Source organism: Nonlabens ulvanivorans (assembly GCF_032922765.1).
GTDB lineage: Bacteria > Bacteroidota > Bacteroidia > Flavobacteriales > Flavobacteriaceae > Nonlabens > Nonlabens ulvanivorans.
Map to the genome: position 1 here is coordinate 414606 of NZ_CP136694.1, position 24662 is coordinate 439267.

A 24662-nucleotide genomic window follows, 5' to 3' on the forward strand; every position below is an offset into this window, starting at 1 on the left:
TAAAAATTATGGAATGGTAAAGATAAAGAAGCTTGAAGTATCGTTCATAGTTCTTTTTATTCAGCTCTCAATTCAATTAAGTGCTTTATAAGTGGATGATTTTCTGATTTTTTTAATTCTCTTAAAGTTCTTTTTCCAATTCGCTTATCAACTACTGCAAGTGCTTTTATTATTGGATTATAACTTTTAATCGCTTCTTGTACATTAAAGCTCAAAAAGTAGAAAGCATTGTCTGCAAAATCATATTTTGAAAACTCGCCTTTCTCCACTATATTCCCTTCTATTCTATCAGTTGATTTTATTCTTTCGTGAGAAATGTAATGAGTTTCGGCTAATTCATTTGAGTAGCTCTAAAATTCATTCCATGTGTCTTGATTAGAAAAATTTAAAATCTCTTTTCCATCCCAAGTAATCCATGCTCTTCCTAAATGACCTGTCGATTTTTGATATGTAGTCAAATGATAATCAAGTCTGTCTTTTAAATTATCTGCTAGTCTATTTTTTAACTCTTTTCTTAATTTACTCCATTTCATCAGGTCACATTATGAAAAATGATTTTGTGTATTGTTTTATAATTCTAGAATAATAGTATCTCAAATTATTGAAGAGAACCAATAAGAATAGTTTTACTCAATTTTTAGATGTACTCTTATCTGTCCATCATCATCTTCAAATTCTTGATTATATACTTTCTTACCTATTATTTCTTGACCATTTTTAATGTCTGTTAATTCTCCGGCCAGTTCAAGCTTAAATTTATTAGGTCCTGTATGGTTTTCAGTTTCTAAAAAGTCAGAAACATATAGATAATACTTATCTAATATATCTTCTAGCGGATATTGGTTGTTGGTTTCATTATCAGGTTCTAATTCATAACAAATAGTCATTCGGTATTTTGTATCATCATTATCTTTTAAATCTTGATAAATACCATTTTCAATTGGTTTGAATTGTTCAGAATTCTCATATTTAAGACTTTTACCTATTGAGATATTTTTCATGACATTATACTCTAATCTCATGTCTTGATTTGTTGAGTTTTCAGAAGACTTCTCTTTTTTGCTTCCAAAAACTTTGTCAAATATTCCCATTTAACTCCTTTTAGTTTGATTTAATAAATTCATTCCATAAGTTTTCAGCATCTTTTTTAGTCAATATTTTCTCAATTCCATTTTTATGATCAATTTTTATTAATGGAAATTCAGGTTGGTTTTGACCACAAAGAGTTACCTGTTTACCCAATCTTAGACTAATCGATTTCATAAAATTAATAAGATTGTTTAGTTCTTTTACGCTTTTGATATCTGTTGGGGTTATATCAAATTCGATTTGGTTTTCAATAAAAAAGTAACATTTAATAACAATCCCATTTAGATCAATCGTAGCAGTTTTAGTTTCTAATTCGCCAGTTTCATCTTTAAACATCGTTCTGACGAAATCAATGTCAATCTTGTTTTTTAGATCATCTTGATAAACTCCGAATGTGATTTGGTATTTAGAGTTTAGCAAGTCTATTACTTTTTCCCAATCAGAAACTGTTGTGTTTTGGACATAAATATCTCTTAATGCTCCGTCATTTTCAAAAATCCATTTATTGTTTTTCCAGTTTCTCATCTTAATTAAATGATATACAACTTGTTCTAAAACCAATTTTACAACTTTATCAATTAGTTTTTATTAAAATCTCATCTTAATTATTAAAATGCTATTACATAGTGTTTTAATGACTTAAAAGCGATTTAAACCATTACAAACGTAAATAAACGTAAACAAACGTTTAAAATACTTATACAGCTTTTAACTCGTCACATATTTGCACCGTCATCAACAAACAAACTGTGATGTCACGATATATAAACTAATTTAATCCATACAAAAACAATTTAATTATGAGCACATTAAGAAACAAAGTACAGTTAATCGGTAACCTAGGTCAGACTCCAGAAATCAAAGTTTTAGACTCTGGTAATAAACTGGCAAAATTCTCTATCGCAACAACAGATCGTTATAAAAATAAGCAAGGCGAGCTAGTAAACGATACCCAATGGCACAACATTATCGCCTGGGGAAAAACCGCAGACATTGTAGAGCAGTACGTTCAAAAAGGGAACCAAATAGGTGTTGAGGGAAAACTGACCTCTAGATCTTATGAAGATAAAGATGGTATCAAAAGATACGTTACAGAGATTGTATGCAGCGAGCTACTTCTTATGGGAAATAAAGCTTAAACCACTTTCCATTTTATATTTAAAAAGACCTGAGCAATCAGGTCTTTTTTTATGAATGCATAGGAAAGCTATCTGCTGTTTCAACAAGAATATAGTATTCTTTAAAATAATAAATCTACAGCATTAAGATCGCAAAAAAGCGTTTAACAGATACAAAACTCACCTTAGTCGGATAGCATGCAACATCCCGATTCCTTTTAACAGTCCACCATTCTTTTTTGTAACTTTAGACCTTAATTAGATACCAATCAATTACATTAAATAAAAGATTATGAGTAAAGCAAAATTTGCGGGCTTAGGCTGCGCAGGATTAGGATTAATAGGTGTAGTGGTTATCGCCATTATTATCGCGATTAACGCATACAGCTGGTATAACAACGCGATAGGACTTAAAGAAAATGTACAAGCGCAATGGGCAAACGTAGAAAGTAGTTATCAACGTCGTGCAGATCTTATCCCTAATATAGTCGCAACGGCCAAAAAATATGCAGAGTTTGAACAAGAAACACTGACGCAAGTGATAGAGGCTCGTGCCAAAGCAACTTCTATTAACGTCGATGCATCAAACTTAACCAGTGAGCAAATTCAAGAATTCTCTCAAGCACAAGGTGCGGTAAGTTCTGGACTAGGACGTTTACTCGCTACCTATGAGAACTATCCAGACCTTAAAGCCAACGAGAATTTCCTAGAACTCATCAACGAACTAGAACGTACAGAAAATCGTATCAATACAGAGCGCAACCGTTACAATGGTGACGTTAAAGCATATAACGCACACATAGGTATGATACCAGGTAGACTTTATGCATCATGGTTTGGCTTTACTGGTTCGCCATATTTCCAGGCAGAGGCTGGATCAGAAACCGCACCTGTTGTAGAAGACTTATTTGACTAATACCATGGGTTCTAAAGTAGAAGATTTTCTCACTGCCGCACAAGAGCAGCAAATCATTGCCGCCATTAGAAAGGCAGAACGTACCACAAGTGGTGAGATAAGAGTACATCTCGAATCTCACTGCGCTGGTGACGCTTATGTACGTGCGCAAGAGATTTTTCATCTACTTAAAATGGATAATACAAAGGATGAAAACGGTATCCTCTTTTATATAGCCGTTACAGATCGCAAATTTGCCATTATCGGTGATCATGGGATACACCAGCATGTAGGAGACGATTTTTGGGTAAGTATTAAAGAGTTGTTGGTATCACGCTTTCGCGAAAGCGTATTTCACAAAGGCCTTATAGATGCCATACACCTTACCGGTGAACAGTTAGCGTGCTATTTCCCATGGGATGTAGATGATGTCAATGAACTACCAGATGAGATAACGACCAGTTAATGAAGAAGCTCCATTTTATTATAGGATTGTTGTTGCTGGTTACTTTACAGGCATATGGGCAATTTATCATTCCGCCAAAACCGGTAGATAATTTACAGACATCACTGTATGATTATGCCAGTTTGTTGGACCAGTCACAACGTGTATCGTTGGAAAATAAATTACTGCGCTATGCAGACTCTACATCTACACAAATTGTGGTCTTTATCGTTACATCTACTAAAGGCGATGATATCTCTATGGTGTCCACACAATGGGGACAAAAATGGGGCGTAGGTCAGGAAAAAGAAGATAATGGAATCGTTATTTTACTGGCTGTAGAAGATCGTAAAGTCGATATATCAACTGGTTATGGTATAGAATACCGCATGACAGACTTATTGTCTGAGCGCATTATTAATGGCGTTATGATACCACGTTTTAAGACAGGCGATTATTACGCTGGTCTTAACGATGGTGTAGATGCTATTTTTAAAGTATTAATTGGAGAATTTACAGAATCACGAGATTTTACTAAAGAAGATTTTCCATGGAGCTCTTTGATCATTTTTGGGGTTTTTCTCTTTTTCGTCATTTTAAGCGCTAGTAAAAATAACCGCAATAATGGTGGTCGTGGTGGTGGTAATCCATCTTTACTTGATATTATCATCCTGAGCAATATGGGGCGTGGTAGTATGGGCGGCGGCTTTGGCGGTGGTGGTTTTGGTGGTGGATCGTCTGGCGGCGGCTTCGGTGGTGGCTTTGGCGGCGGCGGCTTTGGTGGTGGTGGTGCTAGCGGTGGCTGGTAGTGGATGGACTACAATTTATAAAGACTCTATTGCAAGCATAGAAACGGTCACAATCACGATAGGTTATCGTTGCAATCTTTGAATTTAGATTTGTGATGTTCCAATTAACAATTAACAATTACCAATAACCTATTTATTCCAACTGTAACAAATCTGCTTTATCCCATACTAACTTTTAAAATAAATTAGATGGTTCAAGATATTCTCGATTACTTTAAAAATCCCGATTGCCTTAAAGGTGATAATGTTTTCAATACTCAAAAGGTAAAATTATTCTGGACATCGTTCTGGATGATCATGGTTGGTAACATCGCTTTTTCCATTCTTATTTATGGTATTGAAGCTCTAGGTCTTATTGATACCGATAATCATGCGGTCATGGACATGGTAAAGAACGAGTCTGTCTATTTTATTTTGATGGCTGCTGTTGTGCTAGCGCCATTGCTAGAAGAATTAATTTTTAGAGCACCTATAACACTTTTCCGTACGGTAGACCGCAGTGATTTTAGATGGATATTTTATTTGTTTGCGTTAGCCTTTGGTGCTGTACATATCTCAAACTATGGAGTTAGTTTAACGACCATACTACTATTGCCTATCATCACTGGACCACAAATCGTGACTGGTTTATTTCTAGGATTGATACGTGTAAAGGTAGGCTTACTTTATTCTATGCTGTTTCATGCTTTGTATAATGGCGTATTAATGATACCATCTATTTTGTTTGTGAAGTATTTTGAGATGTAAATAGAGTAGTAGTGTGCGGTTGTATAAAAGGGCTCAAATAATAGTACATTTGTGTTGTAATTACTTTTTCGCATAAGCGAAACCTTTAACCAACCTTTTACCTCATTTCATGAAAATTCTATTAAAAGCATCCTTCATTTTTATATTATTAACAACTTTATCTAGCTGTCTAGGTGGATCTAATGCACCTGAAAAACTAGATGTAGAAAAAGACTTTAAGCTTTTTGAAAGTAAAAAATTCAGCATTAAAGTGCCTGATTACTTAACAGAAACAGCAGACTTAAATGAAGATGCAGAAATGCAAATGCAAAACATGTTCCGTGAGACCTACATGATCGTCATGGCAGAGTCGAAGACTGATTTTGATTTTGCTAGTGAAATCTTAGGTATGGGAAATGATAGTCTTTCTTATGCAGAGAATTATATGGACATGCAATTAGAGTCCATGACTGAGGCTTTTACTTATGATATAGTAAAAGAAAAAACTACAACGGTTATTAATGATATGCCTGCTATGATAGTAGAGGCAAACGCTTCTATTGATGGTCTTAATGTATCCTACATAATCACAACTATTGAAAGTGATCACGATATATTTTATATTACTTGCTGGACTTTAACAGATAGAAGAGATCGTTATTTTCCAGCTTTTTATCAATCGGTTGAAACGATCCAGCAGTTAGAATATGACGTAGAGAGTGATGATAGTGGTTTACAAATCGATTATGATGAGTTGCTTAAAGAGTTAGAGCAAAGCGCTGGTGAGTAAGTAAATCCTGAGGTGAGTAAAATCATTCTGGCAAAGGTTTTGATATAGCTAATTAAAGCCAGGATTATGAAAAATTTTACGAGACTTATTTTATTGATACTTACGACTACGGTAATGATGAGCTGTGATCCTGTCACAGACTGTATTGTTAATACACGTCCACACTTACCTCATACGGACTTTGTAGATGGTAGAGAAGGCGTTTACTATGAAGACTTTATTAGAGCCGAAATTAGAAACGAACCTAGAGACCGCGATTACTGGTATTATTTTACAGTAACTGGTTTGCCCGCTGGAATGGATTATGAATTTGTAGGACAGGACTTGTATATTTTTGGTACACCACAGTCACCTGGTAGATACAGTATAGAAGTTTTTCTAGAAGTAGAACCACAATATCTAGTGTTTGATGATGATGACGGTCCATTAGAAGATGGAGATTCCCTATGCTCTTATACCGATGAGCGTTTTTACTCATTGCAAATACAATAATAAGCTGGGCACGTTTGCCCAGCTTAATTAGTTTACCTTTGTAGCTTAATACAATTCATGACATTTAAAGAACTAGGGCTCGTAGAGCCTATCTTGCGTGCGCTGCAAGACCAAGGATATGAAAATCCTACACCTATTCAAGCGCAATCCATTCCTGTTTTATTAAAAGGGAAAGATTTATTAGGAGTTGCACAGACAGGTACCGGTAAAACAGCCGCGTTTTCAATTCCAATTTTACAACATTTATATAACGGTGCACCGCCTAAAGGGCGCAGACCTATTAAAGCACTAGTAGTAACACCTACACGAGAACTTGCTATACAAATTGATGAGAATTTCAAGGCCTATGCAAAGTATACTGATATTAGAAATACGGTTATTTACGGTGGTGTTAAACAAGCACAACAAGTCAATAGACTTAAAAGTGGTATCGATGTTCTAGTCGCAACACCTGGTAGATTACTAGATTTAATTAATCAAGGTTTTATTACCTTAAAGCATATTGAATACTTTGTCCTAGATGAAGCAGATCAAATGCTGGATATGGGTTTTATCCATGATATTAAAAAACTACTGAAATTATTGCCTCATGAGAGACAGTCGCTTTTCTTTAGTGCTACCATGCCTAAAACTATTGTAGAGTTATCTAGACAAATCTTAGGTGATTTTGAGCGTGTGACTATCGCACCTGAAAAAACAACTGCAGAGAAAGTAGAGCAACAAATCTATCATGTTAATAAAAAGCACAAGACAGCATTATTAATCGAGCTTTTAGAAACTAAGTTATTAGATTCTACACTCGTGTTCTCACGTACAAAACATGGTGCTAATAAGATAGTAAAAGATCTAGAAAAAGCAGGAATCGGTAGTGCAGCCATTCACGGTAATAAATCTCAAGCAGCTCGACAAAGAGCTCTTGGTGATTTTAAAGACGGGAAAATTCAAACATTAGTAGCTACAGATATTGCGGCACGTGGTATCGATATTGATGAGTTGAGCTATGTAGTGAATTATGACTTGCCTAACGTTGCAGAATCTTATGTACACCGTATAGGTCGTACCGGTAGAGCAGGTGCTAGTGGTCTAGCAGTCTCTTTCTGTATGCTTGAAGAGCGACCATTCCTAAAAGATATTGAGAAATTGATACAACAACAAATTCCTGTAATAGAGAATCATGAGTACCCTTTTAAAATGGAAGACGCTGCAGAGCCTAGTTTGAAAAAACAAGGTCAACGTGGTCGTAGACCACAACGTAAAACGGGATCAGGTAGTGGGAAGCCTAAATCTGGCGGATCAAAAAATACTGGTGGCAATAAGCCGAGAAGAAGATATTAATTACGATTTTCTAATTCCATCTATAAAAGCCACGATTTAAACCATTGAATCGTGGCTTTCACTATTTAAGGGAATAATCAATCATTGATAGGGAACAACACATCTTCTCAAAACCTTGAAGTCTTTTCATCTTTGTATCATCATTAATCATAAAACGATACATCATGAAAAATCCCGTAAAATCATTATTCAATCTTATTGAAATATTTAGAAAAGGCGCTTATAAAAATCAATCACCTCTTATTGCAGAGAAACATTGCGAAAACTTAAGCTTACACGATTACTACTGTGATCAAGATCACTTGGGTATTTAACATTAAGCCTTTACGGTATGGCAAGTGTTGATGGATATACCTTATCAATTATTGATTACGCTTTCGCGAAAGCGTAATTCACATTATTCTTTTTAAAGACGTATTTTTGCACGCTTAAAAATCAAGCAGCATGCGCAAGATCTTCAATAATTTTACAAAGAACCCTAAAGACGATATTCTTTCAGGTATCACTGTTTCTCTCGCGATGATTCCAGAGGTAGTAGCATTTGCTTTTGTCATCGGGATTGATCCTTTAGTAGCGCTCTCTGGAGCCTTTATGATCGGTTTGATTACAGCTCTTTTTGGCGGTAGACCAGGATTGATATCTGGTGCGGCTGGTGCTGTTGCTGTAATTTTTGCAGATCTAATTATAGAAGGTCATGAAAAAGGTCTTGCCATGGAAGTGCCTGTGGATAACATGCAGTACATCTACCTGTTTGCTGCAGTTATTTTAATGGGTATTATTCAAGTATTAGCTGGTGTTTTTAAGGTAGGGAAGTTTGTGCGATTGATTCCACATCCTGTGATGATGGGATTTGTGAATGGTCTAGCTATAGTCATCTTCTGGGCACAAGTAAAAATGTTTAGAAACAGAACGGCTGTTGTTGATGAGAATGGTGTCACGGATTATGTTGCGAGCTATATGGAAGGATCCCAGCTCTATATCATGATAGGGTTAGTGGCGCTTACAATGGCGATAGTCTTCTTTCTACCGAAACTTACAAAAAAAATCCCTGCTGCGTTGACCGCTATTATTGTTGTTACTGCAATTGTTATATTGGGTGACATGGAAGGAGTAAGCACAGTAGGTTCTTACATAAGAGATGGTGGTGGTACTGGTTTAAAAGGTGAATTACCAACTTTTAATACAGAGTTATGGGAAAAACTACCAATAGGTCTAGAGACTTTTAAATTCATACTGCCTTATGCATTTCTCGCAGCAGCCGTAGGATTAATTGAATCCTTAATGACCATGAATCTAGTTGATGAACTGACAGAAACACGAGGTAGTGGTAATCGTGAGTGTGTCGCTCAAGGTGCTGGTAATATCGTTAGTGGACTCTTTGGTGGAACAGGTGGTTGTGGTATGATAGGTCAGACCGTTATTAATATTAATGCTGGTGGACGAGGACGCTTAAGTGGTGTTATGATGTCCCTAACATTGCTAGTTTTCTTACTTTTTACAGATCAATATATTGAGCAAGTGCCTATTGCAGCTCTAGTAGGTGTTATGTTTATGATGGTAATAGAAACCTTTGCATGGTCTAGTTTTAGAATACTGGGTAAAATACCTAAGTCTGATGCTGTAGTTTTAATTATTGTGTCTGTAGTAACAGTAATATTTGATCTTGCTATCGCTGTATTTGTAGGTGTAATTATTTCAGCCTTAGTGTTTGCATGGGAAAGTGCAAAACGCATTAGAGCTCGTAAAAGTATTAAAGATGACGGGACTAAAGTTTATGAAATATGGGGACCATTATTTTTTGGTTCTGTAACAGATTTCAATATGAAATTTGATCCTAAAAATGATCCAGATAAAATAGAAATCGATTTTATAGAGGCTCGTGTACAAGATCATTCTGGTATAGAAGCATTAAGAGGTGTAGCTAATAAATACTTAGACTTAGGTAAAGAAATTAAGTTAACACACCTGAGCCCAGAATGTAAGCAGTTATTAATTAAGAATAGTCCAGAGTTTGATACTATCATAGAAAGTAGTATCGAAGACCCGAGATATCACATCGCAACAGATTTACTAGATGCTGAGGTTTAATATCACAATCATAATACACAAAAAAAGGTGGACTGATTAAGTCCACCTTTTTTATTTCATTCTATTAAGTTATTACTTTAAATCAAAACGATCTAAGTTCATCACTTTATGCCACGCAGCGATAAAGTCTGCTATAAACTTATTCTTACTGTCATTGCTGGCATAAACTTCTGCTATAGCTCTCAACTCTGTGTTAGAACCGAATATTAAATCAACACGTGTACCTGTCCATTTCAAATCACCAGTCTTACGATCACGTCCTTCAAATAATAAATCTGCAGACGATTTAGATTGCCATTTTGTGCTTAGATCTAATACGTTAACAAAGTAGTCATTAGTTAACTGACCTGGTCGATCTGTGAAAACACCATAGTTAGACTGATCATAGTTAGTATTCATTGCTCTTAATCCACCTACTAGGACAGTCATTTCTGGTACTGATAAGCTCAGTAAGTTAGCTCTATCAATCAATAAGTCTTCACCAGCCGCTTTTTGTTCACTACCTAAGAAGTTTCTAAATCCGTCTGCACGCGGCTCAAGATAAGTAAAAGATTCAATGTCCGTTTGCTCTTGAGTAGCATCTGCTCTTCCTGCGTTAAAAGGCACAGCAACGTCATGTCCAGCAGCTTTTGCAGCTTTTTCAATCGCAGCATTACCACCTAAAACGATTAGGTCTGCCATAGAAACTTGTTTGCCTCCAGTTTGTGCATTATTGAAGTCGCTTTGGATTTTATCTAATGCATCAAGAACCTTATGCAATTGTTTTGGGTTATTTGCTTCCCATTGGTTTTGCGGCGCTAGCCTTATACGTGAACCATTTGCGCCTCCACGTTTATCGCTATCTCTATAAGTTGAAGCACTTGCCCATGCTACAGATACTAATTCTTGAACCGTTAAACCACTATCTAAAATTTGAGATTTCAGATTGCTAATATCTTCATCATTGATTAATTCATGAGTAACTTCTGGAATTGGGTCTTGCCATAATTCTTCTTTTTCTGGGATGTCATTACCTAAGTATCTTGTGGTAGGTCCCATATCTCTATGTGTTAATTTAAACCACGCTTTTGCGAAAGCGTCTTCAAACTCATCTGGATTTGCTCTAAAGTGTTGAGATATTTTAAGATATTCTGGATCTGTTTTTAAGGCTATATCTGCTGTTGACATCATTAAATCCTGACGTTTTGAAGAGTCACCAGCCATAGGAGCTCGATCTGCATTAGATGCGTCAGTAGGTCTCCATTGATGAGCGCCTGCTGGACTTTTAGTGAGTTCCCATTCATAATCTAGTAACACTCTAAAGTAATCATGATCCCATTGATCTGGATTAGGAGTCCATGCACCTTCTAGACCACTGGTGGTAGTGTCATCACCGTGTCCAGTACCATAGCTGCTATTCCATCCTGTACTCATTTCTTCGATACGAGCACCTGCTGGTTCTGGTCCCATATACTTCTCTGGGTCTGAAGCACCATGAGCTTTACCAAAGGTATGACCACCAGCTACCAATGCAACCGTTTCATAATCATTCATAGCCATACGACCAAAGGTTTCTCTAATGTCGTGTGCGCTACCCATTGGATCTGGTTTTCCATTAGGTCCTTCTGGATTTACATAAATCAATCCCATATGCGCAGCACCTAGAGTTCCTTCTAATTCACCATTTTCATATCGAGCATCGTTTCCTAACCATTCTGTCTCACTACCCCAGTAAATATCTTGTTCTGGTTCCCAAATATCTTCACGACCACCAGCAAAACCTAATTTTTTAAGCCCCATAGATTCCATCGCAACATTACCTGTAAGTATCATAAGATCTGCCCATGAGATACTTTTTCCATATTTCTGCTTAATAGGCCATAATAACAATCTAGCCTTATCTAGGTTACCATTATCAGGCCAGCTATTTAAAGGAGCAAATCGTTGACTACCAGAACATGATCCACCACGTCCATCACCGACACGGTAGGTACCAGCACTATGCCAAGCCATTCTCACGAAGAATCCACCATAATGCCCATAATCTGCTGGCCACCAATCTTGTGAATCAGTCATTAATGTCGTCAAGTCTTTTCTTAACGCCTCCATATCTAAATTATTAAACGCTTCCACATAATTAAAATCTGGATCCATTGGGTCTGATTTAGGTGCGTTTTGGCGCAAAACATTTAATCTTAATTGATTAGGCCACCAGTCTTTATTGCGTGTACCACGACCAGCTGTATTAGGTGTAGCGCTGCCCATAAAAGGACATTTTGCAGCGGCATCAGAATTATTAATGTCCCATACTTTTGTATTATTAGAGGAATCCATATGTTGAATTTTTTAAATTAGATTATGGTTAAAATTAGGTATAAGATAGGTTTCGTTTTAAGAATGTTAATTTCTTATAGTTACATTGATATAAGTAAAAACTATCATGTAATAAAAGTCAATATATTTTGATTATAATTTATAAATATTGAATTAAGAAAATTCAGCTCTTACGGATTTCACAAACTCCACATAATAATCTAGATCCTTTTGTGTGGTAGCAATGCCTACAGAAACACGAGTTGCACCACGCATATTTTTTAATTTACGTACTAAATCTTTGCGATTACTATTATCAGAGGTATAAAATTCATTCTCGATACCGTCATTTGTAATGCGATTATTAAGTTCATCAATTCCAGGATTACAGAAACATCCAGACCTTAAAGAGATATTCATAAGGTTTGCTTTTTCTTCAACATCATAAACAGATATTAATGCTCCATCAGGATTAAAAAAGTTCATAATAATTGTCCCACCAGTAGTCTCACGACATGATGGACCAAATAAATGTATAAACCTAGAGCCATCGTTATAACATATGTCCTTAAGAGATTGATATAAGTACTTAGTCATAGAGGTGATGCGTTCATTAATGCGTTGCATACCTATTTTACTGATGTAATTAAGGCCTATGGTGACCGCAGGAATATCTAGATAACTTATGGTGCCATTTTCAAAACGTTCATAGTCATCTGCCAGAAAATAAAAAGGATTGCTTACACTCGCGTACTGAACTGTGCCGCCAGCAAACCATTTTTTTTCTAATTTATGAAAAGCAGATTTTTTTATTAATAAACAACCTAGACCTGTAGGATATCCAAATATTTTATAAAATGAAACAGCAACAAATTCTGGTTGATATTTTTTTAAATCTAAAGGGCTGCTGGGTACATAAGCTGCGGCATCTAGACACACATCCCATCCATTACTTTGTGCTTTGTTAATCCATTCTAGATCATGTTTTACTCCAGATACATTAGATTGTGCCGGATAAGTAAATAATTTATTCTTTTTATATGCGTGTTGTTGAAGACTTTCCTCCAGATCTTGATCGCTTATCATTAGATCTTCATAGTTAAGTGGTGCATAACTATAGCTGCCATCTTGCTTGCTGCAATACTCTCGCATGCCATGCACGCTATTATGATTATCTGCAAGCATGAGTAAGTAACTATCCTTATTATGAGGATAACATTCTCCTACAATCTTTAAGGCTCCACTGGCATTTTGTGTAAAAACGCATTGATAGTCTTCACTAGCATTAAAAAAAGTAAGAACCTTATCTCGGGCTTCTTGAACTAATTGTGTAGCTAATAAACTAGAAGGGTTTCCAGAATGTGGATTACCTAATACATTATTGCGCAATAAAGATTGATGCTCATCAAGTTGTGATTGAGCATATAAGTTACCACCAGTAAAGTCTAGATACGTATGTTGCTGTTGACATAGACGCGAGTACTCTTTGCGTCTTAAATCGTTAAAATATGTATCATGTAGTAAAGTGGGTTTTTGGGCTGTTTGTTTTTTATATAGGCTGCTTAACATGACTTATGTTAATGGTTAGTTTTCAATGTCTTGCCTAAGTTAAGAAAATATAATGGAGGAATTAATGTATAGCTATTTTATTCTATGAGTTTTACCCGTTTTAAGGTGGTGTTGTACTCTTTACCATCACGTAAATAGATGATATCTATCGTTTCTAATTTTTCTAAATCAAAATCGTTATAAATGTCACAGGACGTTTGATCATTAAGTTCTCTTAAATTATAGTCGTTGATACTTAATAGTTGATCGCCTATTTGTAAATCTAAATCTACCTCTTTAATCACAGCTACTACAATAGCTTTGTTTTCTTTAAATCTTGTTTGGAATCCAAAAACACTTTTCTCTCCTTTTTCATATTCGTTTATTTTTTTGAGATAAATAAGGTTAGAAGACCAATCCATAATCATGTCATGTTTATTCATAAAGTCATTACCTATTAAACTACCATGATCCAGTTCTACAATTTGTTGTCCCATATCTATATCGCCTATTCTTAAACTATCTATCTTTATTGTTCTAGTAGAAATAGAATCTTTTACATCGTACAGCCCGACACTAGAACTGCCGTATTTTACAAAACCTATGGCATCATCAAAATCTGCGATATCACTATCAACATCTAGATGCCCAGCAAATCCTGTATCAAAAGTGTATGTCGTAGAAACACCATTTACAAATCCGACTACATATGGAGTTTTTTGATTGCTAGTAAAGAAGTTAAGACGATCCTCATAACTGGTAATATCAAAATTAGCAAGCTGGTCTGTTATTGTTATTTCATGATTTTGATAATCAAATTTCCAAAAAGATTTTGCCATCTGATTAGCGCCTATAATTCCATCGATTCCCATACAGTTGAATTCAAAAACATCGCGCAGGTCTGCAACTATAGCTCCTATATCATTGTAAATTAGATTTCCTATCCTTACTTCTGGTATAATAACGACCTCTTGATTATTGGACTGTCCTTGGGAATCTGTTACGCTCGTACTATTTGCCGGTTTAATATTAAGGTCCTTATAAATCTGGTTAGAAATAACGGTAGGAGCACCGGTATCTACTAAAAAAGTATAGGTTTTTTGATTGATCACTACATCTATTAATGCAAAATTATAATCATAATTAAATTTTATAGTTTCCATATAATCATCCTTTGCCACCTTGCCACCATTGAGTGTTTTAGAAAGACTATTACAACCTATAATAGTTAGGATTAATATTAAGTAGACCAGTTTTTTCATAATCAATAATTTAACTTTTAAAGATAGAGGTTAAGATGGGTACGCTTTCGCGAAAGCGTAATAATTCACATTTTTCTAACATCTAAAATCGCTATTTTTGAGCAAACATTCTATACATGGACATCAACTTCAATAAAAACGAAGATCATAATAAGTTACTACTTTCAGATTTAAAGCGTAGGCTAGGTGAAGTTCATCTAGGTGGCGGAAAGAAACGCATTGAAAAATTGCATTCTAAAGGCAAGATGACGGCGAGAGAACGTATTGATTATCTGGTTGATAATCCAGAAGATTGTATTGAGATAGCGGCATTTGCAGGTGATGGAATGTATAAAGAACACGGTGGTTGCCCTAGTGGTGGCGTGGTTATTAAAATAGGTTATGTAAAAGGCAGACAAGTAATGGTGGTGGCAAATGATGCTACTGTAAAAGCTGGAGCCTGGTTTCCTATTACTGGTAAAAAGAACCTGAGAGCACAAGAAATTGCTATGGAAAATAGATTGCCTATTATCTATCTAGTAGATAGCGCTGGTGTTTATTTACCAATGCAGGATGAGATTTTTCCAGATAAAGAACACTTTGGACGCATATTTAGAAATAATGCCGTGATGAGCAGTATGGGAATTACTCAAATTGCTGCGGTTATGGGTAGCTGTGTCGCTGGTGGTGCTTACTTACCTATAATGAGTGATGAGGCACTTATCGTTGATAAAACAGGAAGTATTTTTCTTGCTGGTTCTTATTTAGTAAAAGCTGCAATAGGGGAAAGTATTGATAATGAAACCCTAGGTGGAGCAACTACACATTGCGAGATTAGCGGTGTGACTGATTATAAAGCTGCAGACGATAAAGATGCACTTGATAAAATCAAAAACATCATCGATAAAATAGGTGATTATGATCGTGCAGGATTTAGTAGAGTAGAGGCTGTGAAACCAGCTCTAGATCCTGAAGAATTATTTGGAGTACTTCCTAGAGAACGATCTGCACAATATGATATGATGGAAATCATCAATAGAGTGGTAGATGCAGATACTTTTGAACCTTATAAGGATGGCTATGGACAGACTATTATTACAGGTTATGCTCGTATTGATGGTTGGGCGGTAGGAATTGTAGCAAATCAACGTAAAATTGTAAAGACCAAGAAAGGTGAGATGCAATTTGGTGGTGTGATTTATAGCGATAGTGCAGATAAGTCTACACGCTTTATAGCTAACTGTAATCAGAAGAAAATACCACTTGTGTTTTTACAAGATGTTACCGGTTTTATGGTAGGTTCTAAGTCAGAACATGGTGGAATCATAAAAGATGGTGCTAAGATGGTAAATGCTGTTTCCAATTCTGTTGTTCCTAAATTTACTATCGTGATTGGAAATAGTTATGGAGCTGGAAACTATGCAATGTGTGGAAAAGCTTATGATCCTATATTAATAGCAGCATGGCCTAGTGCAGAGCTTGCTGTGATGAGCGGTAATAGTGCCGCAAAAGTACTGATGCAAATTGAAAAAGCATCGCTAGAAAAGTCAGGTAAAAAGCTGACTGAAGAGGAAGAGAAAGCACTATTTGCAAAAACAAAAGATCGTTATGATGAGCAAGTATCTCCATACTATGCTGCGTCACGCATATGGACTGATGGTGTTATCGATCCACGAGATACACGTAAGTGGATCTCTATGGGAATTGAAGCAGCAGATCATGCGCCTATAACAAAAGATTTTAATTTAGGGATTATACAGACGTAGGAATGAGATTTTTATATTTTCTTATTATTTTTCTCTTAGCTTATCAAACAAGTTCTCAGAGTTTGTTAATGAGTAAAGCACGTAATTCTTTACAAATAGAATTAGATGTGCCATTTGATGTTATGGAATCATTTGATAGTATTGAATCTAATAAAGAAGATTTTGAAGTTTTAATTTCAAAGGATTCAATAAAAGGAATTGAAATTTATATTAAAAACATTAGTAATGATTCCATAGAATTGCAAACTCAAAGAGGTTCCTTGTTTCTAATTCAGGAAGCTAAAAACGAATTAGGAGATTGGAAACCAATAGAATACTGGCTTTATTCTGATTCTGGAAGTGCCTACTCACATATTATTCTTGAAAAAGGTGAAATAGTTAAGTCAATTTCTAATTCTTATGAGGGAGAATTTGAAACTGAAATAAGAATTAAACTTTATACAAGTGATAAAGTATATTATTCTAATTCTATTAACTCATTCATAAAACCTGGTCAATTTCTGTTGCCAGATCAGATAATGAAATACAGAATGAGTAATATTTTATATGATTTAGGTGGTGAAGATTTATTACATAAATACCTTTTTCTAAAAGCGAATCATCGAAAACATTATATCAAACTCGAAGAAGAAGAAAATAAAAATTAATTAATATAAAATAATCTGAATCTTCTTTATAAAAATAATATTCTATGAAATTCATTAAAAGACTGCTAGTACTTGTTGTAGTAGGCTATATTTTAATTTGTGGATGGTTTTATTTTTGTCAAGAGAACTTACTTTTCTTTCCTGAAAAATTAGGTCAAGATCATCAATTTCAATTTGCAAACGAATTTACAGAGAAAGATTTAATCACTCCTAAAGGAGATACCATAAATACACTTTTATTTAAAAGAGAAAATTCTAAAGGAGTTATTTTCTACCTGCATCGTAATGATGGTAGTTTAAAGTCTGTAGGTAATGTATCAGAACATTTTTTACCTTTAGGTTATGATGTTTTTATGATGGATTATCAAGGTTATGGGAAAAGCTCAAATGTACTCGAGAGCGAGCTAGAACTCTATGATGATATACAATTCGTTTATGACTATTTGAAAAAATCATATTATGAAGATAATATTGTAGTCATAGGATATTCTATAGGAACTGGACCAGCGGCTTACCTAACTTCTCAAAATAATCCTAAAGCACTTGTACTCCACGCACCATATTATAGTATGACAGATATTATGCAACGCAACTATCCAGTGATTCCAACTTTTATACTAAGATATGACCTTGTGATTAATGAATATTTAAAAAATGTGAAAGTACCGGCCTATATCTTCCATGGAGTAGATGATACTGTAATTCCTGTAGAATCCTCAGAGATGTTAAGCGAGGAATTTGATATCCCTTTTTATAGATTAGAAAATCAAGGACATGGTGGAATCTCTAGTAATGTGCAAGCGCTTGAACAATTATCACTTATTTTAAATGCATAGAAAAAAACTCATTTGGTTCACTATCATCGCCTTACTAGCTTTCTTAGGCTATCAAGCGATAAGCTTTTTTGCGATAGAAGAAGATAAAATTAACTCGGTATATTTAATACCAAGTGACGCTATCTTCATCATGGAGTTTGATGAGCCGCTAGAGAATATTGAAACGCTCTCAAAGAGTGCTCTATGGGATCATTTACAGACTAATGATCAAATTCATGAGATGTCTACCAAAGTTAATGCACTAGACTCTTTGTTTCAGCAAAAAAGTGATCTCTTTAATATGATAGGAGAACGCGATGTCCTACTATCTGCCCATATGATTAAGCGTGATGATTATGCTTTTCTCTATGTAGTGGATATGGATAAGTTATCGCGATTAGGCGTTATTAAAAATAATATTAATCAATTACTCAATAAAGATTTTAAAGTAACCAAAAGAAATTTTAAAGAAGTTGAAATTACAGAAATCACTGATCTAGAGTCCTTTGAAACTCTATCCATTGCATTTGTAAAAAACCAAATGATTGCCTCATACACACATTCTCTAGTGGAGAAGTCCATAGATGAATATGAAAATCCACAAATCGGTAGAGATTTACAATTCTTAGAGATCCAAAAAGAGCTCAAAAAGAAAGGTTTATTTCGTTTATATCTTAATCATAAGCAACTCACCAGCTACTATAAAGTATTCTCAAATGAACCTAGTGCAATTATTGAAACACTAGAAACCAATTTTAATTTCTCTGGATTTAATATAGATGAAGATGATGATCGTTTGTTAACCGCCACAGGTTATTCTAGCGGTAATGAGGTAATGGATGCGCTGGTAAAAGCGCTTGATGATTCGGGCACTGGTTCTATAGATGCTATAGGTGTTTTGCCTCAAGAAACAGCGCTGTACATGAGTTTTGGCTTTGAAGACTTTATCACACTACACGAGTCTTTTTACAATTTATTGGGTGAAAAACAGCCTGATATGGTCAAGCAGTATGAAGATGGAAAAACTAGAGTAGAAGAGTTCATAGACATCGATTTAGAAAATGATTTTTATAGCTGGATTGACGATGAGATCGCTTTCGCGAAAGCGGACTTCCCACAACTCAACGATAAGGACGGACTTGCCATTGCCTTTAAAACTAAAGACGTAGATGATAGTAACAAGCATTTACAGCACATAGAAAATCAGATTAGAAAAACAACTCCGGTAAAGTTCCAAACGGTAGAGTACAAAGGATATGATATTCACTATTTAAATATCAAAGGCTTTTTTAAATTAATATTGGGTTCGTTATTTGAAAACATAGAAAAACCATATTACACCACGATTAATGAGTACGTAGTTTTTAGTAATTCACCTATAACCTTGAAACTATATATAGATGCTTATGAGTCTCAAAAAACCTTGTTTACAGACGAGTATTATCGTGATTTTATAGATGAATTTAGTAATTCTAGCAATGTGTTTTTATATGTAGACACCAACAAGCTAGCGCACGCTTCACAATCATATTTAAATGCTGATTCTAAGAAGGAGCTTCAAGATAATGAGAATTTCTTCTCGCAATTCACACAGTTAGGACTAGAGCTTAAAGCAGATGGGAACCATTTTAAGACTAAAGCCGTAATTCATTTTGATACAGATTATGATGTAGAGGCACAACGTCTTGAAGAAAAATCTGAAGGCATACCGTTTTCGGTTTTAGAAATTGAAAAGGAGGAAATTAGCAAGGAAACGATTTTTGATATTCCTGAGATTTTCCCTAACGACTTTACAGCAAATAGTTATGTAACTAAATTTAATACCGGTAAAACAGAAATGAAAGTATACCTAAAAGATGGTATACCACATGGACGCTATAAACTCTACTACTTTAATGGTCAATTAAAGATTTCTGGTCGTTTTAATAAAGGAGAAAAAACAGGAACCTGGCGAGCTTATACTAGAGATGGTAAATTATATCATAAAAAGAAGTTTTAGTAAAGCTAAATCTGTCACGCTGAATTTATTTCAACATCTCACTTTACAACGACGCTAGTGAATTGCTGCCACCAACCATAGAATTTCATTAACGGCAGATTTTAAATCAAGTTCAGAATGACAGATTACAATAATCCAGCCATTTGCTGCTGTAATTCTATCGCTTTAGCACGTGCAGCTTGAGCAAAGTCTTTTTCTTGAGATGCATAAATAATACCTCTAGAGGAATTCACTAATAAACCTACCTGATCATTCTTACCGTATTTTACAACCTCACTTAAAGAACCACCTTGAGCTCCTACACCAGGAACTAATAAAAAAGCATCTGGTACAATAGCTCTAATGTCACTTAAATACTCAGCTTTTGTAGCACCTACTACATACATCAAGCGATCACTATTTTTATATTGTGAAGCTGTTTTAAGAACCTCTTGATATAGAGGTTTTCCGTCAACTGATTTAGTTTGGAAATCTGTGCTGCCTCCATTTGAAGTAAGTGCCAGAAGAATCGCAAACTTATCCTCAAAATCTAGAAAGGGCTCTACAGAATCCTTACCCATATATGGAGCAATCGTTACACTATCAAAGCTTAGGTCTTCATAAAAAGCCTTTGCATATCTAGTAGAGGTATTGCCTATATCACCACGTTTAGCATCGGCTATGGTAAAGTGGTCCGGATAATTCTCGTTAAGGTAATTAATAGTTTTTTCCAGTGCTTGCCAGCCTTTCACACCATAAGCTTCAAAGAAAGCCGTATTAGGTTTATAAGCCACACACAAATCATGAGTAGCGTCTATAATCGCCTTTGCAAATGCAAAAATAGGATCTTTTTCCTGCAACAAATGAGCTGGTATTTTTTCAAGATCTACATCTAAGCCTACGCATAGGAAGGATTTCTTATCGTGAATTTGCTGGGTGAGTTGGGATAAAGTCATCGTGGTTGCATTGTCTCGGCGGATGCAATCCGCCCTTACTGGTTAGGCTACTTCGTTTCTAGTTTCCGCTCATTGCATGCGAGGTTACAAACCTTCATCTGTCATTTTTAACTTCTCGGTATTATCCACCAGTTGAAGTTCATCTATAATCTTTTGAATATCACCATTAATGATATTGTCTAGGTCATATAAAGTCAGGTTGATACGGTGATCTGTAACACGACCTTGTGAGTAGTTATAAGTTCTAATTTTGGCACTACGGTCACCAGAACTTACCATGCTCTTACGCTTCTCAGAATCGGCTTCCATTTTCTTTGCAAGTTCCATTTCATATAAACGAGAACGTAAAACCTTTAAAGCTTTCTCCAGGTTTTTATGAGATGATTTTTGATCTTGACAACTCACGATCATTCCAGTAGGCTCGTGGTGTAATTTAATCGCACTATAAGTTGTGTTTACAGACTGTCCACCTGGACCAGTAGAAGTTGTACGTTCTATACGTACTTCAGTCATATCTAGTTCTACGTCAAATTCTTCTGCCTCTGGAAGAACCATAACTGTTGCTGCACTCGTGTGTACACGACCTTGAGTTTCAGTTTGTGGTACACGTTGTACACGGTGCACTCCAGCTTCAAACTTAAGTGTTCCATAAACATCTTCTCCATTTACTTCTAGAATGATCTCTTTATAACCACCACTAGTACCATGACTGGTATCAACTACACTCGTGCTCCATCCTTTACTAGAGCAGTATTTTTCATACATTCTAAAAAGATCTCCAGCAAAAATACTCGCCTCATCACCACCAGCACCAGCACGTATTTCCATTACAGCATTCTTAGCATCTTCTGGGTCTTTAGGCACCAGCATCATGCGTATTTTTTCTTCTAATTCAGGTATAGCATCTTTAGCCTCATCATACTGCATCTGCGCCATTTCAACCATGTCTGCATCGCTACCATCTGCTATGATTTCTTTTGCTTCATCAAGATTTGCCGTAAGAGTCATGTACTCTTCACGTACTTCCATTAAAGCTTTAAGGTCTTTATATTCTTTAGTAAGTTGAACATATCGCTTTTGATCAGAAATAATATCAGGTTGGATGATTAAATCATTAACCTCGTCAAAACGATTTTTTACTATATTTAATTTATCTATCATGGTCTATATCAAGTCCTGCGAAAATACAAAATTCGGCCCAATTTTTTACTATATTAATCTCTATGAAAACAATTCTCAAAATAGGATTAGGTGGCGGCTGTCACTGGTGTACTGAGGCTGTTTTTCAAGCAGTGACTGGTGTGGTAAAAGTAGAGCAAGGATACATTTCTAGTGAGACACCTTATGATTCTATGAGTGAAGCTGTTATCGTTCATTTCTCTACTCTAGTTGATCTAGAGCAACTCATTGACGTTCATTTAGAAACGCATGCTTCAACACAACAACATAGTAGGAGAGAAGACTATCGTAGTGCGGTATATTTCTTTGATGTAGAGACTGAAAAAAAGGTGAAGTCTATTATAAACACGCTTTCGCGTAAGCGTAATAAACAATACATCACTGCAGTGTTACCTTTTGTAGCATTTGAACTATCTCGCGAGTCCATCCAGAGTTAATATAAAACCAGACCAGACGCGCCATTTTGTAAAAGATATATCGAACCGAAGTTAGAAATTGTTAAGTACGTAATAACAGGCTGATGATAATATGCCTTAGTCTGTTATAATGAAATTATGTCAATAACAGAAAAGTGAAATTGTGATTATTATTGATTAAAACCCGATTGATTTAAAGTCTTCTTTGCCACTTTTTAATTTCTTCTTTAAATTTTGATATTCATCTTCTGATATGATATCTCGCTCTCTAAGATAATTGTAAGCATTAAATTGTTGTTCTTTAGGTAAATCAATATCTACTTTAGCATATTTTTCTTTTAGAAAATGATTAATTGATTCTTTTAAAATAGTTAAGAAATTGTCTACCGTTTTTTCGTCAGGAATGTTTTTATACAACACTATTACACCGCTGGTAGATGGGATAATTATGTTATTTCGGTAATATAGAAACGTTATAAAACTACTGCAAAGGAAGCCAGATAATAGAAAAATAAGGACAGGTATGAGTGTAGTGCTGTCACCTTCATAATTGCTTGGGTTGAAAAGATTTATAAAAAAGAACAGCCCAAAAAATAAACTGATACTTAAAAATATTATTTCAAACTTTTTTTCATTTCTAATTTTAGTAATGTCAATTTCTTCAAACAACATGTAAAATGTTTGAGAGCTATTTAAATCCTTAATTGAAATTTTCAGCTTGTCCTTTTCAATCGTTAACACTTGAGATTTAAATATTCTCTTTTGAGATAAAGTATAGTCCATGGTTAATATTCAAAAACTCCAAATTCACTATCAATAGTCAACTTTTTAGAGCTTGCAGCTTCTACACGGCCTATGATTTGAGCATCGACATTAAAGGATTTTGAGATATCAATGATTTGTTGAGCAATAGATTCATTTACATAAAGTTCCATGCGGTGTCCCATGTTGAAAACTTGGTACATTTCTTTCCAATCTGTACCAGATTCCTCTTGAATCATTTTGAAAAGTGGTGGTAATTCAAACATGTTATCCTTGATGATATGCAAGTCATTTACAAAGTGTAAAATTTTAGTCTGTGCGCCACCAGAACAGTGTACCATACCGTGTAGATCTGCACGATTTACATCGCTCAAAATCTTTTTAATAATAGGAGCATAAGTTCGAGTAGGAGAAAGGACTAGTTTACCTGCATCTAGAGGACTACCTTCAACTGGATCGGTCAAATTTTGAGATCCAGAATACACTAAGTCTTCTGGTACGGCTGCGTCAAAACTCTCTGGGAATTTTTGAGCTAGTGTTTTATTAAATACATCATGTCTAGCGCTAGTGAGACCATTTGATCCCATACCACCATTGTATTCCGTTTCATAAGTAGCTTGACCAGAACTAGAAAGCCCTACGATAACATCACCAGCTTTAATATTTGCATTATCGACTACATCGCTACGTTTCATACGTGCGGTAACGGTAGAGTCTACGATAATGGTTCTTACTAGATCACCAACATCTGCTGTTTCTCCACCTGTAGATATGATTTCTACACCATGTTTTTTAAGATCTGCAATAAGCTCTTCAGTACCATTAATAATCGCACTGATCACCTCGCCAGGAATTAAGTTTTTATTTCTACCTATAGTGCTAGAAAGTAAAATATTATCTGTCGCGCCTACACAAAGCAAGTCGTCTACATTCATGATAAGTGCATCTTGAGCAATACCTTTCCAAACTGAAATGTTACCTGTTTCTTTCCAGTACATGTATGCTAGACTGCTTTTAGTACCGGCGCCGTCTGCATGCATGATAAGACAATGATCTTGCGAACCGGTCAACGAATCAGGAACGATTTTACAAAAGGCTTGTGGAAACAATCCTTTGTCTACATTTTTTATCGCGTTATGTACGTCTTCTTTGCCAGCGCTTACACCACGCTGCGCATATCTTTTGGAAATGTCTTGGCTCATATGGCAAATTTACTATTTACATATAATTATGAGGTATGAAGTTCTAAGTATTAAGTAAAAAGTATGAATAGGT

The 24662-nt window shown here is 35.3% G+C and carries 24 protein-coding genes and 1 pseudogene; 15 read left to right on the plus strand and 10 right to left on the minus strand.

Going from position 1 to position 24662, the window contains the following annotated elements; translation table 11 throughout:
* Window positions 1-56: 56 nt before the first annotated feature.
* The 3 genes and pseudogenes from R1T42_RS14375 to R1T42_RS01880 all read right to left on the minus strand — a co-directional run bounded on the left by R1T42_RS14375 (window position 57) and on the right by R1T42_RS01880 (window position 1614).
* Window positions 57-533 (minus strand): annotated as a pseudogene (locus tag R1T42_RS14375) (SF0329 family protein).
* A 93-nt stretch (window positions 534-626) separates the two neighbouring features.
* Window positions 627-1091 carry a hypothetical protein gene (locus R1T42_RS01875; RefSeq protein WP_317291076.1) on the minus strand — a complete coding sequence of 155 codons (465 nt, stop codon included), beginning with the start codon at window positions 1089-1091 and terminating at the stop codon, window positions 627-629.
* Window positions 1092-1101: 10 nt separating this feature from the next.
* The gene (locus R1T42_RS01880) at window positions 1102-1614 is read right to left on the minus strand and encodes a hypothetical protein (protein WP_317291077.1); all 513 of its coding nucleotides are present in this window, start codon (window positions 1612-1614) and stop codon (window positions 1102-1104) included.
* Window positions 1615-1889: 275 nt separating this feature from the next.
* Between R1T42_RS01880 and R1T42_RS01885 the strand changes: the two genes are divergently transcribed.
* The 10 genes from R1T42_RS01885 to R1T42_RS01930 all read left to right on the plus strand — a co-directional run bounded on the left by R1T42_RS01885 (window position 1890) and on the right by R1T42_RS01930 (window position 9787).
* Entirely contained in the window at window positions 1890-2228 is a 339-nt protein-coding gene (locus tag R1T42_RS01885; RefSeq protein WP_006797161.1) for a single-stranded DNA-binding protein, read from the plus strand.
* A gap of 271 nt (window positions 2229-2499) precedes the next feature.
* Window positions 2500-3123: a LemA family protein gene (locus tag R1T42_RS01890; protein WP_042270330.1), complete on the plus strand. Its 624-nt coding sequence runs from the start codon at window positions 2500-2502 to the stop codon at window positions 3121-3123.
* Window positions 3124-3127: 4 nt separating this feature from the next.
* Entirely contained in the window at window positions 3128-3568 is a 441-nt protein-coding gene (locus R1T42_RS01895) for a TPM domain-containing protein (protein WP_042246332.1), read from the plus strand.
* On the plus strand, window positions 3568-4356 hold the full coding sequence (locus R1T42_RS01900) for a TPM domain-containing protein (RefSeq protein ID WP_317291078.1): 789 nt from the start codon (window positions 3568-3570) through the stop codon (window positions 4354-4356). Before R1T42_RS01895 ends, R1T42_RS01900 begins: the two co-directional genes overlap by 1 nt.
* A gap of 189 nt (window positions 4357-4545) precedes the next feature.
* Window positions 4546-5103, plus strand: coding sequence for a CPBP family intramembrane glutamic endopeptidase (locus R1T42_RS01905; RefSeq protein WP_042246337.1), 558 nt, complete (start codon window positions 4546-4548; stop codon window positions 5101-5103).
* A 109-nt stretch (window positions 5104-5212) separates the two neighbouring features.
* The gene (locus tag R1T42_RS01910) at window positions 5213-5872 is read left to right on the plus strand and encodes a hypothetical protein (protein WP_317291079.1); all 660 of its coding nucleotides are present in this window, start codon (window positions 5213-5215) and stop codon (window positions 5870-5872) included.
* A gap of 66 nt (window positions 5873-5938) precedes the next feature.
* Window positions 5939-6364, plus strand: a complete 426-nt coding sequence (locus tag R1T42_RS01915; protein WP_042246343.1) for a hypothetical protein — start codon at window positions 5939-5941, stop codon at window positions 6362-6364.
* Window positions 6365-6421: 57 nt separating this feature from the next.
* Window positions 6422-7699, plus strand: coding sequence for a DEAD/DEAH box helicase (locus tag R1T42_RS01920; protein WP_317291080.1), 1278 nt, complete (start codon window positions 6422-6424; stop codon window positions 7697-7699).
* A 164-nt stretch (window positions 7700-7863) separates the two neighbouring features.
* Complete coding sequence (locus R1T42_RS01925) at window positions 7864-8013, plus strand: hypothetical protein (protein WP_160165390.1); 150 nt, start codon at window positions 7864-7866, stop codon at window positions 8011-8013.
* A gap of 130 nt (window positions 8014-8143) precedes the next feature.
* On the plus strand, window positions 8144-9787 hold the full coding sequence (locus tag R1T42_RS01930; protein ID WP_317291081.1) for a SulP family inorganic anion transporter: 1644 nt from the start codon (window positions 8144-8146) through the stop codon (window positions 9785-9787).
* Between the two features lie 72 nt (window positions 9788-9859).
* Here R1T42_RS01930 and katG read toward each other — a convergent pair whose 3' ends face one another.
* The 3 genes from katG to R1T42_RS01945 form a co-directional block, all read right to left on the minus strand.
* The gene (katG, locus tag R1T42_RS01935; protein WP_317291082.1) at window positions 9860-12100 is read right to left on the minus strand and encodes a catalase/peroxidase HPI; all 2241 of its coding nucleotides are present in this window, start codon (window positions 12098-12100) and stop codon (window positions 9860-9862) included.
* A 153-nt stretch (window positions 12101-12253) separates the two neighbouring features.
* A complete protein-coding gene (locus tag R1T42_RS01940; protein WP_317291083.1) occupies window positions 12254-13648 on the minus strand; it encodes an aminotransferase class V-fold PLP-dependent enzyme in 1395 nt (464 codons plus the stop codon).
* A gap of 77 nt (window positions 13649-13725) precedes the next feature.
* On the minus strand, window positions 13726-14889 hold the full coding sequence (locus R1T42_RS01945) for an aspartyl protease family protein (RefSeq protein ID WP_317291084.1): 1164 nt from the start codon (window positions 14887-14889) through the stop codon (window positions 13726-13728).
* A 116-nt stretch (window positions 14890-15005) separates the two neighbouring features.
* Here R1T42_RS01945 and R1T42_RS01950 point away from each other — a divergent pair, with 116 nt between their 5' ends.
* The 4 genes from R1T42_RS01950 (at window position 15006) to R1T42_RS01965 (ending at window position 20095) form a co-directional block, all read left to right on the plus strand.
* Window positions 15006-16634 (plus strand): acyl-CoA carboxylase subunit beta, encoded by a 1629-nt coding sequence (locus R1T42_RS01950; protein WP_317291085.1) that lies wholly within the window; start codon window positions 15006-15008, stop codon window positions 16632-16634.
* Between the two features lie 68 nt (window positions 16635-16702).
* On the plus strand, window positions 16703-17281 hold the full coding sequence (locus tag R1T42_RS01955; RefSeq protein ID WP_317291086.1) for a hypothetical protein: 579 nt from the start codon (window positions 16703-16705) through the stop codon (window positions 17279-17281).
* A gap of 44 nt (window positions 17282-17325) precedes the next feature.
* A complete protein-coding gene (locus R1T42_RS01960; RefSeq protein WP_317291087.1) occupies window positions 17326-18117 on the plus strand; it encodes an alpha/beta hydrolase in 792 nt (263 codons plus the stop codon).
* Entirely contained in the window at window positions 18110-20095 is a 1986-nt protein-coding gene (locus tag R1T42_RS01965) for a DUF3352 domain-containing protein (RefSeq protein ID WP_317291088.1), read from the plus strand. The genes R1T42_RS01960 and R1T42_RS01965 overlap by 8 nt, the downstream gene beginning before the upstream one ends.
* A gap of 125 nt (window positions 20096-20220) precedes the next feature.
* Here the strand turns inward: R1T42_RS01965 and pyrF are convergent, their stop codons facing one another.
* Complete coding sequence (gene pyrF, locus R1T42_RS01970) at window positions 20221-21030, minus strand: orotidine-5'-phosphate decarboxylase (protein ID WP_317291089.1); 810 nt, start codon at window positions 21028-21030, stop codon at window positions 20221-20223.
* Between the two features lie 84 nt (window positions 21031-21114).
* Window positions 21115-22191 (minus strand): peptide chain release factor 1, encoded by a 1077-nt coding sequence (gene prfA / locus R1T42_RS01975; protein ID WP_042246372.1) that lies wholly within the window; start codon window positions 22189-22191, stop codon window positions 21115-21117.
* 62 nt (window positions 22192-22253) lie between these two features.
* Here prfA and R1T42_RS01980 point away from each other — a divergent pair, with 62 nt between their 5' ends.
* Entirely contained in the window at window positions 22254-22646 is a 393-nt protein-coding gene (locus R1T42_RS01980) for a peptide-methionine (S)-S-oxide reductase (protein ID WP_317291090.1), read from the plus strand.
* Between the two features lie 156 nt (window positions 22647-22802).
* On the opposite strand, the gene R1T42_RS01985 is transcribed toward R1T42_RS01980, so the two are convergent.
* Both R1T42_RS01985 and R1T42_RS01990 read right to left on the minus strand, forming a co-directional pair.
* Window positions 22803-23408, minus strand: coding sequence for a hypothetical protein (locus R1T42_RS01985; RefSeq protein WP_317291091.1), 606 nt, complete (start codon window positions 23406-23408; stop codon window positions 22803-22805).
* A gap of 2 nt (window positions 23409-23410) precedes the next feature.
* Entirely contained in the window at window positions 23411-24589 is a 1179-nt protein-coding gene (locus tag R1T42_RS01990) for an AIR synthase related protein (RefSeq protein ID WP_317291092.1), read from the minus strand.
* Window positions 24590-24662 lie beyond the last annotated feature (73 nt).

What these genes read in the sequence shown, in the direction of transcription:
- R1T42_RS01930 (WP_317291081.1), top strand. Translation starts at nt 8,144, where the DNA reads ATGCGCAAGATCTTCAATAATTTTACAAAGAACCCTAAAGACGATATT.
- R1T42_RS01915 (WP_042246343.1), top strand. Translation starts at nt 5,939, where the DNA reads ATGAAAAATTTTACGAGACTTATTTTATTGATACTTACGACTACGGTA.
- R1T42_RS01950 (WP_317291085.1), top strand. Translation starts at nt 15,006, where the DNA reads ATGGACATCAACTTCAATAAAAACGAAGATCATAATAAGTTACTACTT.
- prfA (WP_042246372.1), bottom strand. Translation starts at nt 22,191, where the DNA reads ATGATAGATAAATTAAATATAGTAAAAAATCGTTTTGACGAGGTTAAT.
- R1T42_RS01880 (WP_317291077.1), bottom strand. Translation starts at nt 1,614, where the DNA reads ATGAGAAACTGGAAAAACAATAAATGGATTTTTGAAAATGACGGAGCA.
- R1T42_RS01945 (WP_317291084.1), bottom strand. Translation starts at nt 14,889, where the DNA reads ATGAAAAAACTGGTCTACTTAATATTAATCCTAACTATTATAGGTTGT.
- R1T42_RS01895 (WP_042246332.1), top strand. Translation starts at nt 3,128, where the DNA reads ATGGGTTCTAAAGTAGAAGATTTTCTCACTGCCGCACAAGAGCAGCAA.
- R1T42_RS01905 (WP_042246337.1), top strand. Translation starts at nt 4,546, where the DNA reads ATGGTTCAAGATATTCTCGATTACTTTAAAAATCCCGATTGCCTTAAA.
- R1T42_RS01940 (WP_317291083.1), bottom strand. Translation starts at nt 13,648, where the DNA reads ATGTTAAGCAGCCTATATAAAAAACAAACAGCCCAAAAACCCACTTTA.
- R1T42_RS01985 (WP_317291091.1), bottom strand. Translation starts at nt 23,408, where the DNA reads ATGGACTATACTTTATCTCAAAAGAGAATATTTAAATCTCAAGTGTTA.
- R1T42_RS01875 (WP_317291076.1), bottom strand. Translation starts at nt 1,091, where the DNA reads ATGGGAATATTTGACAAAGTTTTTGGAAGCAAAAAAGAGAAGTCTTCT.
- R1T42_RS01900 (WP_317291078.1), top strand. Translation starts at nt 3,568, where the DNA reads ATGAAGAAGCTCCATTTTATTATAGGATTGTTGTTGCTGGTTACTTTA.
- R1T42_RS01920 (WP_317291080.1), top strand. Translation starts at nt 6,422, where the DNA reads ATGACATTTAAAGAACTAGGGCTCGTAGAGCCTATCTTGCGTGCGCTG.
- R1T42_RS01890 (WP_042270330.1), top strand. Translation starts at nt 2,500, where the DNA reads ATGAGTAAAGCAAAATTTGCGGGCTTAGGCTGCGCAGGATTAGGATTA.
- R1T42_RS01965 (WP_317291088.1), top strand. Translation starts at nt 18,110, where the DNA reads ATGCATAGAAAAAAACTCATTTGGTTCACTATCATCGCCTTACTAGCT.
- R1T42_RS01925 (WP_160165390.1), top strand. Translation starts at nt 7,864, where the DNA reads ATGAAAAATCCCGTAAAATCATTATTCAATCTTATTGAAATATTTAGA.
- R1T42_RS01990 (WP_317291092.1), bottom strand. Translation starts at nt 24,589, where the DNA reads ATGAGCCAAGACATTTCCAAAAGATATGCGCAGCGTGGTGTAAGCGCT.
- katG (WP_317291082.1), bottom strand. Translation starts at nt 12,100, where the DNA reads ATGGATTCCTCTAATAATACAAAAGTATGGGACATTAATAATTCTGAT.
- R1T42_RS01980 (WP_317291090.1), top strand. Translation starts at nt 22,254, where the DNA reads ATGAAAACAATTCTCAAAATAGGATTAGGTGGCGGCTGTCACTGGTGT.
- pyrF (WP_317291089.1), bottom strand. Translation starts at nt 21,030, where the DNA reads ATGACTTTATCCCAACTCACCCAGCAAATTCACGATAAGAAATCCTTC.
- R1T42_RS01955 (WP_317291086.1), top strand. Translation starts at nt 16,703, where the DNA reads ATGAGTAAAGCACGTAATTCTTTACAAATAGAATTAGATGTGCCATTT.
- R1T42_RS01960 (WP_317291087.1), top strand. Translation starts at nt 17,326, where the DNA reads ATGAAATTCATTAAAAGACTGCTAGTACTTGTTGTAGTAGGCTATATT.
- R1T42_RS01910 (WP_317291079.1), top strand. Translation starts at nt 5,213, where the DNA reads ATGAAAATTCTATTAAAAGCATCCTTCATTTTTATATTATTAACAACT.
- R1T42_RS01885 (WP_006797161.1), top strand. Translation starts at nt 1,890, where the DNA reads ATGAGCACATTAAGAAACAAAGTACAGTTAATCGGTAACCTAGGTCAG.